Source organism: Mesorhizobium sp. M1322 (assembly GCF_040318085.1).
In the GTDB taxonomy this organism is placed as follows: domain Bacteria; phylum Pseudomonadota; class Alphaproteobacteria; order Rhizobiales; family Rhizobiaceae; genus Mesorhizobium.
Map to the genome: position 1 here is coordinate 1 of NZ_JAMYLP010000134.1, position 10,535 is coordinate 10,535.

General features: G+C 58.8%; 7 protein-coding genes and 1 pseudogene. 6 read left to right on the forward strand and 2 right to left on the reverse strand.

Features of this window, described 5'->3' with window-relative positions:
* The 3 genes from NKH12_RS28485 to NKH12_RS28495 form a co-directional block, all read left to right on the forward strand.
* On the forward strand, positions 1–288 hold a 288-nt coding region (locus tag NKH12_RS28485; RefSeq protein ID WP_352956194.1), incomplete at its 5' end, for a hypothetical protein.
* Positions 289–627: 339 nt separating this feature from the next.
* A complete protein-coding gene (locus tag NKH12_RS28490; RefSeq protein WP_352956195.1) occupies positions 628–2,547 on the forward strand; it encodes a choice-of-anchor X domain-containing protein in 1,920 nt (639 codons plus the stop codon).
* A gap of 280 nt (positions 2,548–2,827) precedes the next feature.
* Positions 2,828–3,280, forward strand: a complete 453-nt coding sequence (locus NKH12_RS28495; protein ID WP_352956196.1) for a hypothetical protein — start codon at positions 2,828–2,830, stop codon at positions 3,278–3,280.
* Between the two features lie 154 nt (positions 3,281–3,434).
* Here NKH12_RS28495 and NKH12_RS28500 read toward each other — a convergent pair whose 3' ends face one another.
* On the reverse strand, positions 3,435–5,900 hold the full coding sequence (locus tag NKH12_RS28500) for an adenylate/guanylate cyclase domain-containing protein (RefSeq protein ID WP_352956197.1): 2,466 nt from the start codon (positions 5,898–5,900) through the stop codon (positions 3,435–3,437).
* 74 nt (positions 5,901–5,974) lie between these two features.
* Between NKH12_RS28500 and NKH12_RS28505 the strand changes: the two genes are divergently transcribed.
* Complete coding sequence (locus tag NKH12_RS28505) at positions 5,975–7,228, forward strand: YcaO-like family protein (protein ID WP_352956198.1); 1,254 nt, start codon at positions 5,975–5,977, stop codon at positions 7,226–7,228.
* A 252-nt stretch (positions 7,229–7,480) separates the two neighbouring features.
* Positions 7,481–7,837 (forward strand): hypothetical protein, encoded by a 357-nt coding sequence (locus NKH12_RS28510; protein ID WP_352956199.1) that lies wholly within the window; start codon positions 7,481–7,483, stop codon positions 7,835–7,837.
* A gap of 266 nt (positions 7,838–8,103) precedes the next feature.
* Here NKH12_RS28510 and NKH12_RS28515 read toward each other — a convergent pair whose 3' ends face one another.
* Positions 8,104–8,973 (reverse strand): helix-turn-helix domain-containing protein, encoded by an 870-nt coding sequence (locus NKH12_RS28515; RefSeq protein WP_352956200.1) that lies wholly within the window; start codon positions 8,971–8,973, stop codon positions 8,104–8,106.
* Positions 8,974–9,079: 106 nt separating this feature from the next.
* On the opposite strand from NKH12_RS28515, the pseudogene NKH12_RS28520 reads away from it, so the two are divergent.
* Positions 9,080–10,350: pseudogene (locus NKH12_RS28520) on the forward strand (ABC transporter substrate-binding protein).
* Positions 10,351–10,535 lie beyond the last annotated feature (185 nt).

Consider the following 10,535-nt stretch of genomic DNA (forward strand, 5'->3'; position numbering starts at 1 on the left):
GGCTTCAGCGACCTGACCGCGGCTACCGATGCCGTGCGAAGCGGCTTTCGCCGCATTGGCCCTGCGGCCTCTTTCGCGCGGCCTGAGATCGAGCACCTCCTGGCTTCGCCGGGTCTGGAGTACCGCTACAAGACGCTCGGCCAGGAAGAATGGGACACGTTGCTGGTCGTCCTCGGGAAGCCTGTCGAAACGCTTACCAAGCCGGAAAACCGAAGTGGTACCGACGCGAGATACCGCGAGCGCGTCGCTCAACGGGCCGCCAGGCCTTACGATTCACGCCGGGATTGATCGCCGAAACGGGAAGAAGAATCTTCGGGGACAGAGCTACGTCCGGCGACAGGATGGGTGCCTTTTTGCTGTCTGGCGCCGGGGCGGCGCCGTGCCGCTCACTGCACGATGCCCATTAGACGCTCACGTGGGCCTGCAGGGCGACCCTCTTGCAGATAATCATGCTTTGCGTGGCCAAGCACCGGGTCGCGGATCTCCTAGTTAAGCCGAGATGCGCCAGTAGCAGTGCGCAGGCTACCAGAAAAGCGTTCTGCTCTAAGGCCCATTACACAAGCCGCTGTCGCGTTGGTCAATCTTCAGGTAGTCTGCAGAGCGAAATTGGCACAAGTCGGGAGCATTATGTTGTCGCCGCTGCTAAGGGAATGGCCGGGACTGTTCCTATCGTCGCTTCTATTGCTAGCGACGGCTGTCGCCGCCCCGACGCAGGAAACCAACATCGGATCGCCTTCCGATACTTCAGCCGCGACGCTGGCCAACAATGTCGCCGAGCTACGCATATTTTTGACGGAAGATTCCGGGATGGTTCGGGGCGAGATGGCAACTGCTCGCCCATCCAATGTAGCGGAGCTCTCATTGGCGATGGAGGAAGGAAGCGTCACATTTCGCGACGATGGCGCCGGGCCGGATCGAGTCAAGGGCGACGGCGTGTTCAGCGCGCGTTTCAAGCTTGACACGACGGCCGAGTTCGAAGCGCTGCGCGCCGGCCTTAGGGCGACGATCGACGTTCTGCGCGATCCAGGCCAGGACATCCTAATTCGTCGAGGGCCGCGCGACATCGTGACCGCGGCAGACGCGATCCGGGATGCCGAGCTCAAAACGCCCGAAATCCTGAAGAAAGCGCGCCAGGAGGCGAAGCGGGCAGCGCGCCTGCTGGACTTCCAGGACCCGTTGAGGGCCGCAAAGGCCCTCGACATCAACATCGCGACGACACCGTTCCAGCGCCTGCCGGGGCCCCAATTCGACCCTTTGGAGCGCAAGCAATTCAAGGTCGAATATCTCTTCGATTTCCCGATCTTCACCACGTTTCCGCCGCCCGCACCGCGCGTCACCATCGACCGTGATCGCTCGCTTCTGATTACCGCGAAAGACGTGGTCGAGGATGACGAGCTCAGCTTCGATGCTTGCACCGGAACCGGCTCGCCCGGCGGGCCGTGGAGCTTCGGCCACCTGATGCGCGAGTTGGCACATGGCACCGGCCTTACGCCCGAGGAATTCACACTGCACTGGCTGTTGAGTTGGCGACTCCCTCATGAGGTCAACGGCTGGATCGTCCCCGCACGCCATCAGCAGCTGCAACATTTCATCGACGGGTGGCGCGGATTGTCCCCCAGCGGGCTGCTCGATGTCGACTACTTCCCGGCGCGGCTTCTCGCCATAGTGAATCGACCCGACCTTGCAGACCGTATCGGTTTCGGCGCCGGGGGCAGTGCAGGAGAGGGGCGGCTGGTATTCGGCTTGATGACCGGCTCCTGTACGCCAGCGAGCTTTACAGTGATCTTCGAATACGGCATCGCTGCCAATTCCTGCATAGAGGTCAAGGCATGGCAACAACGTTGGAAAGATCTTGACCAGTTTGACGTCGGCACTGCCGACTACAATGAGGCGCTCGAATCCGTTACCCGCGCCTTCACCGATCATGGATCGAATCCGGGTCAGCGTCCCAATACGAGTTCGCTCAGTCAGATGAGGACCAACGAGAATCAGCTCGCCAGTGGTTGGGACATGCGCGAGTTCCGCCTTGAGGATACCGGTCTGCTCGATCTTGTCCCTGTGAAGCAGACGCCGCACAATGATTTCAACGGCAAAGGGATCCTACTGGACTATTTCGTCATCAACGAAGCCGACATTCTCAATAACCGACATGTTGTTGGGGAGCGCTTTCCGGACGATCTCGATCCGTTCCTGGGCGCCGTTTCAAACACCTTGTTCCCTATCTACTTCTGGTCAGTCTCAGATCTCAATAGCCTCATCGACCCGGTCGAGACGCGCCGCAAGTTTTCGCTCGCCACCTGCAATGGCTGCCATGCAGGTGAAACGGGCACCCGATTCACCCATATCGGAAACGAAGGCAGACGCGAAATGGGCCAGCCTGCGGAACTCTCCGGGTTTTTGCGGGGCGAGACCGTCACCGTGCCGATGAGCGGGGGCGCCACGCGGCGCTATGAGGATTTGACAGAGCGCGAGACTGTCATGTCGGAGCTTCTCGAACGTTCCTGTTTCTGGCTCCTAGCCTTTCAGCAATCCCCGTTCGTCCACTGAAGACGTCGGTCCGCCTTCAGTGATGCTCGACCGTCACTTGATGGCACTGTGCTTGGAATGATAGTTTGGCCGGGGCGTTGGCCTCCGCCCTGCGGACTAGCATGGTTAGTTTTGTCACCGCGGGTGGGGAACGCCATGCTTATGTATTGGCGCCGCCGCGATGCATGGCGGGCAATCCTCTTTGCAGTGTTCGGAATACTCAAGTGTGCGTGGGACGGACCGAGCCGGCTTGAACTCTCGGACTTACTTGAAATCCAATTTTTTCAAGGGGAGGAAGCAAATGGCAAAGCTTAAGATATTCGACAATAATAATATCAGTGCTAACGTACCGAGCAAACAAGGATACATCAATGTTGCTACCGGTGTGATCAACGATTTCACCAATTTCGACAGTAAGCCTGATAAGAAAAAATCGGATTTACTCCAACAGTACGCGGGTAATAACTACATTATATATCAACTTACTAGGAATCCGGAAACAGACGTCCAAATTGACAGCAGCAACTGTAAGGTGGATATCGTACCTGATGGGAGAAAGAAACCTGGCGTCACTTTCGGTAAGCATAATATAGTGTTGCCGGAGATTGAACCGGGCGATCCTCCGCTGGATACTGGCTACCTGTCTGAGCACGTTAAGGCAATTAGTGAGCTATACGGGGCCGGTACCTCGCCAGAAGTGGACCAAGCCTGCAAATTCCTGTTCGGATTGATGCTGCTCACCCGCTGCCGTTGAGGCGGCCTTAGATCAGCCGGCGGGACCTGCTTTTGGGGACCGCCGGCCATTGATCGCGCCATGGCCCACTGAGCCAGTCAACAATCTCACTTGTCTCTAAAACGAAACGACCCGTCTCAAACGTGAGCGCGGATCGCGCTATCGTTTGCGAGGATCATTCTGCCTGGCATAGTTGCTCCAGATCTCGCCGATCCTCGTCCCGCTTGATGGGGAAGGCTTCTACAAACCAGCGCAAGATCTCCTTCGGCGTCGGGGGCTTGGGCCCTGCCCATGCCGCAGCAACAGACGTGTGCAATTGCATCAGCGCCGCACGAGCTTCATCCGTTCTGCCTAACTTGCGCAGGGCGGCAGTTTTCCAACCAGCGGTGTCAACGATCGCATTCCTCGACCGGTCGGCCGCCGCTACAGCGCCTTCGAAATCTCCGGCAAAATAACGGATTACCGCGATGTGAGACCACTGGTAGTCCAAAAACATGGATGTCAAATCCATTGCACGCTCCAGCAGGCGCGAGGCAGGATCGACGCGGCCCATGAAAGCCATACCTAGAGCGGCCGAGACCAAAGTTTTCGGACTGTTTGGGTTGAGTTCAGCGGCTAGTTCGTAGTGCACTTCCGACTGTTCGAAGTGTCGGGTCATGGCTGTTGACCAGGCGACGACCAAATGATTGCGTGCGTCCAGGGGATCGAGGGCCACAGCGCGCTGGGCCAGTTCAGCTGTCCGCTTCGTTATGGAAGGATCGGCAGCAATTCCCGGACGGATGAATTGCCGTGCATTGTGGATGCTGGCCAGACTGGCATAGGCGGGAGCAAAGTTCGGGTCGGCAGCGATTGCGCCTTCGAACAGCCGTTCGGCTTCGTCGTCGGCATCTGGTGTCCAGCGAGTTAGTAAATCCTCGCCGCGCAGCCAAGCATCATAAACACCGAGGTTTTGCGGGAGGCCCCTGACTTGCCGGGACAGCCTGTCATGTGAAAGGTAAACCTCTAGAGTTGAAGCGATCTTTCCGACTAACTGCTTCTGCAGAGATAGCCAGTTGCCGAGCGAAAACCTAAAAGACTCACTCCAAATGACTTGGTTCGTGTTGGGATCGCTTACCGATACGACCAATTGCATGTCATCTTGATGGTCCACGCATTGGGCCGTCAGTAGATAGTCCGTGTCGGGACCTTCGATCGCGCCATCCTTCAACTCGACGACTGTGAACTCCCGAAATTTGGACAAATTGACGATTAGTTCCGAGCGGAATCCCCATACCAGAAGAGAGATTTTCTTAGTTCGCGTCTCGAATTTTCCGACCGCGAGCGTTGGCGCAGGTCCGCTCGGCCGCGGTGGTTTCCCTCTGCTCAACAATTGCGGGCCCGGACCCTTAAGCGCCTCTGCCAGAGCCGTCGTTTCCATGCTAGGCAGCAACTGATATCGTTCGCGCAGAAAATCGCGCAGATTTTCATAGACGCGCATTGCAGCGGCGACATCCTGCAGTTCCGCATGGTGGCGGATGAGACAGCGCGCAGCGCGTTCATGGCTAGGTTCGAGTACTAAGAGGGCATTTGCTGCCCTGCGCATTGCAGGTTCGGATATCTCGAAGCGTTCCAGCATGGCCTCTAAGGCCTCCAATGCGTGGTCACGCCAGTTGTGCCTGGTCACACTCAGCCATGCGCTGAATAGGTCGCTGGTGTCTTCTAAGCCATATAAGATCGCCTCGGACCAATCCGATCGTTTGAGCAGCAGGTCGTCAATCTTGCCCTCTCCAAGATCGTTCAACATGCGGACGACATCGACGGTTATGCGCGAGGGGCTCAACCCGATAATATTTCCGCGTCTGAGAATTCCTGCCGCGGAGCCACCCGCAATTGATCTGTCCGCGATCTGTAGGCAGTTCGCCATCGCACGCCGAGCGGCTACCGGGCCACGTTCTGGCCAGATCAAGGTAGCCAGCCGGTCATGCACCTCCTGAAAATTGCGGGACAGTGCGAGGTATCCAATCAGTGCCTGCGCTTTCGGAGAACGCAATGCGATTGCTTCGCCATCTTCCCTGTAAAGGCCAAGCCCATCGATGACCGAAATCAGTCGCTGATGGCCGTTGTCCGGGACATCAGCAAGGTTGGAGGCAACCACGTTGTAGAGCGTCAGCGGCTCAGGCATGTTCTTCAAAGCGGGCCGCCCGGCGAACCGAAACCGCCACCGCCCGGTGTTGCGGGCCGCCCAATAGACGTCTTGCGTCACACACACACCGCCTAGCTCGGCCATAGCCTGCACCCGAGCAGCCACGTTTATCGCATGGCCAAACACGTCGCCCTCACGGCGATGAACCTCTCCAATATGCAATCCGATCCGGAACCGACTGTAAAACGCTCTCCTGTCTAGGAGGTCAGCTAGGCTACCCTGCATGAAAATGGCGTAGTCGATGGCGTTCGATACACCGTCGAACAGTATCAGGACCCCGTCGCCCGTCGTCTTAATGAACTCGGCGCCGAATTCCTCGCAATGGGTTTGGAAGAGTTGGAAACACTGCGAAACGAGATCCAGTGTTCCAAGTTCGTCGGCGGCGGTTAGCTGGCTATATTGAGCCAGATCCGCAAACAGGATTGATTTAAGGGTCGCTCGCTCCGATCTCGCTTGCATAGTCGCCGCTGATGCCCTGTCGAATGTGCTATTCTGCTCTCCAATGCGGGCTTAGTCGACGATACAACGAACCGATGGCAATTGCTTTCATAGATGGGTGTGGCGAGCTCGCCAGAGTCGGCGAGCTGTTCGACGTCATTAACCTGCCTGTGACGGATGTTCCGGCTCACTTCGCTATCGCGATCCCTAAGAATGCTTTGTTGCAAATGCCGGTAACGCCGCGCTCAGCAATGCCCGAAACTGGCAGGCTGGCGAGCGGCCGAGGATTGAGCATGGACGACTGCCGGGCGAGTTGCCTTGGCGAGGCAGCCGAACTCTTCAGTTGCTGCTCATGGGGTGATGAGCCGTTGATCACCGCTACAGTCGACGAGATCGGGTCAGCGGCAATCGCTCCTGAAAGGCTGAACGGCTTCAGTTCCCATCAGATCGTCGCCCGCGGTGTATGGAACAAAGAAAATGTTGGCTTTGATTGGCGACCGCCGATCAGGGATGAATCTGCCGCGCTGGACTGGCTGAAGGTTGAAGATGCATTTGGGGGGGATGGGGCGTTCATACCAGCAGACTTTGCTTTCATAGGACGGAAAGAGGCCGGCGAGGAGGGCGCGGTCGCCATCGGCGATAGCAGTGGGTGCGCTGCAGGTCCTAGTGCGGACGCCGCGAAACTGGCGGCTATCTTGGAGCTAGTCGAGAGGGATGCGACAGGTCGCTGGTGGTATGGCAGAAGGCAGCGCCAAATAATTGATCCGTCCTTCCTCTCGGGCATCGATGTTCTTGTTGATTGGCTGTGGGATCGCGAGCGTCGAACCTGGCTCTTCGACATTACCTCGGACATCGACATCCCGGTGATTGCCGCCGCTTCTGCTGAACCGGAAGGCAAAGACGTCTCGCTAGGCTTTGCTGCTGGCAAAAACCTACAGTCCGCTGCGACAGCTGCCTTGACAGAGATGCTTCAAATGGAGATTTCGCTCGGGGCTTCACGAGCGCTTGGCGACGAAACTGGCGCTTGGTCGCGATGGCGAGAGAAAGCCTCTATGAAAACGCCACCTCTGAATATGGCCCTGATCCAACACGTCTCGCCAAGTCTACCTCATCCAGCGGTTGAACGTGACCTATCGGACGTGCTCAACGCCTTGGCGCATAGAGGAATCGATTTGTGGTTTGCCGAAATGACCCGCGCGGAAATCGGGATTCCCGTGTTTCGCGCCGTATCTACCCTGCTTTGTCACTACAAACCACGGTTCGGACGCGCACGTCTCTTTGCTCCCGATGCCCGCGATCTAAGCTTCGATACCGGCTCGCCCGCCGACCAGCCGTTGCTTTTAGTTTAGTATTGGCAGCATGAGCAAGGATCCAGGATGGTCTAACCTTTATATCTGCACCAGCCTTTGCCGCGCTTTGTTCGCCGCTCGGAATACGCCCCCGACAGAGTTAAGACCTTTGCTTTTCAAATTCGGACCAAGGTCCCTTGCGGACAGGTGCATTTAAACGAAACTGGCTAAGTAGTGGACCAATGTATTAGAGAGTCATCATATTCATAGTCCGGAACCATCCTGGCGGGAGGGCGGCTCGAAGGAGGAATTATGAAAACTCGAACCAGTCTGTTCGCAACGGTCGCCGCTCTCGCCCTTGTCGCGTCTCCAGTCCTCGCCGGACCCGGCGGCAATGGCAATGGCAAGGGTAACGGCGCAAGCAACGGCAATGGCGGCAACTCGGCCGCGGCCGGATCGCAGGGACACGGAGCCGCAACGTCTGCGGCGGCCAAGGATAAGTCCACGACCGGAATTGCTCATGCAATGGCTGTCGTTTCAACGACGCCGGCCTCAGCGCAGGCCACCTTGTCCTTGCAGGCAGCCTTGGACAAGTTCCTGGCAAGAAAGGCCGATCCGGCAGAGACTTCCGACGACACATCCGGCGAAATTCCTGACGCAGCCGAATAGTATTGCAAATCATGCGCTGCTCGGCGGCGCATCACACTGTCGAGATTCTTAGCCAGTTGGCAGGCTCCTTCATCTGTTCGGCCGATGCCACGGGTCAAGGAAAAGCCGACATTTAAGCCCGATCCCTAGGGATCCCTGGAACGGTCCTGCCCCTACAGACTGTCCAGAGAGCACCACCGGCTTCGGGCCGGTGGTGCGTCTTTTTGTGGGCGCTCAATTGGCCACTAACCGTGGCCGTTTTGGTGCCGAGCCGACCTGGCTGGGAACTACCTGGCGCCAGCGCCTCTGCGGAAATCCGACGGCGACATGCCGGCCAGCTTGCGGAACGATTTGTTGAAGGCGCTGAGCGAGCCGAAGCCGGAGTCCATGGCGACGCGCAGCACGTTGGCGTCCTGGTGCATCAGCAGCGCCTGCGCGTAGCTGAGCCGCAACAGGTTGACATATTCGTTGAGAGTCATGCCGGTCGATTTCTTAAAGATGCTCATGGCGTATTTGGGGTGGATGTCGGCCGCCGCCGCGATGTCCACGCAGTCGACGTCGTAGAGGAAATTCTCCGCGATGAAGTCGCACATGCGCCCGACATTGCGCAGGGATTGCTGATCGAAGGGACTGCCTGCTTCCTGCTCGATCGGGGTTTCGGGTACCAGCCGGTAAGGCTCGAAGCGCACCCGCTCCAGCCGCAGCAACAGCTCGTTAACGGCGTGCTCGGCTTTGCCCGGATCGCCCGACCGGACATAGCGGTTCCAGCGCTCGAAATTGTGGTCGTCCGATCGGTCGGTGGCACCGGTCACCAATGTCGCACCCGTCATCAGCCGGTTGCGGACGTCGGCGGGAAGATGCAGCCGGAAGAAGTGCACCAGCGGCAGATGCGCGCCGGCATAGACGGCGTCGTCCGACGCATCGTCCATCTGGTGCGGCAGGCCGCCCCAGAACAGGCACATGTCGCCGGCCGAAAGCGATATCTCGTGCTCATCCATTCGGTAGTGCACGGCGCCGCGAACGATGAAATTCACCTCGACCTGGGCATGCCAGTGCGGCTTGAGCATCACCAGAGGCTGAGTGTGAAACATCTGCAGCAGCAGCGGCAGACCCTCCACGCTGCTGGCGCCAAGCTGATAAAACGGCCTTTCCGGCATCTTACTTTCCGCCAATTTTTTATTCCTTTTGTCGCGGACAAGCCTCCCCCAGTGCCTAGTCTAGGCACGCTCGCGATGAGAGAGCAAATGAAATGGGAGGATTTCAATGCGCACCATACTGACCTGCGCCGCGCTCGCGCTTGCCCTGGGCTCTGCCCCGGCCTTTGCGCAATCCGGCGAAATCACGATCTGGAGCTGGAACGTCGCCGCTTCATCGCTGAAGGCCACCATAGAAGGCTTCAACAAGCAATTCCCCGACATCAAGGTCACGGTCCAGGATCTCGGCAACCAGCCGACCTACGACAAGTCGATCGCCGGCTGCGCCGCCGGCGGCGAGGGACTGCCGGATATCGTGACGATCGAGAACGGTGAGGCCGAGAACTACTGGAGCCAGTTCCCGGACTGCTTCGTCGACCTCCATACGCTGGGCTACACGGCCGAGGACCAGGCAAAATTCCCCGATTTCAAGCGCACCGAGCTCGAAGTGGAAGACAAGGCCTATGCGATGCCGTGGGATTCGGGCCCGGTGGCGATGTACTACCGCCGCGACTTCTATGAGAAGGCCGGCGTCGATCCCGCCTCGATCAAGACCTGGGACGATTTTATTGCCGCCGGCAAGAAAATCCAGGCCGCCAATCCCGGCGTGACGATGACCAACGCCGATTTCAACGGCGACTCCGAATTCTTCCGCATGATCGCCAACGAGCAGGGCTGCGCCTATTTCACCGCCGACGGGCAGTCGATCACCATCAATCAGCCGGCCTGTGTGGCGTCGATGACCAAGATCAAGGAGATGAAGGACGCCGGCATCATCACCTCGGCCGACTGGAGCACCAAGATCACCAACAACACCGCCGGCACCGTAGCCACCCAGATGTATGGCGGCTGGTACGAGGGCACGATACGCACCGAGTCGCCCGACGGCAGCGGCAAATGGGGCGTCTACCTGATGCCGAGCCTCACTGCCGACGGCCCGCGCGCCGCCAATCTCGGCGGTTCGTCGCTCGCCATCACCTCGGTCTCCAACAACAGGAGGCCGCCTACGCCTACCTGAAATACTCGCTTGCGACCAATGAGGGCCAGATAGCGATGCTGAAGGGTTTTGGCCTGGTGCCGTCGCTGATCTCGGCGCTCGATGACCCCTATGTCTCCGAAGGCCAGCCCTATTGGGGTGGCCAGGCGGTGTGGAAGGATATCCTCGGCACCTTGCCCAAGGTCGTCCCCAGCCGCGGCACCCCGTTCCAGAGCGACGCGGAAATCATCGTCCGCGCGGTCCAGACCAAATATCTGGGCGGTGGCTACCCCGACGCCAAGGCGGCGCTCGACGATGCCGCAAGCCAGATCGCCTCGGCGACCGGCCTGCCGGTCGAAGAGTGAGCTGAACGCGGCTCCCCGTGGGAGAAGGTGTCGCCGAAGGCGACGGATGAGGGGGTGTCCAGCTTGGCGCCAGCGCCGAGTTTCTTCCAGCACCCCTTGTGTCTCTCGAATCATGCACAATCGGGTTGGCGGGTGACCCGGGTCATGACCGGATCACCCGCTGCGGCGGAAGCCCGTACACCCCT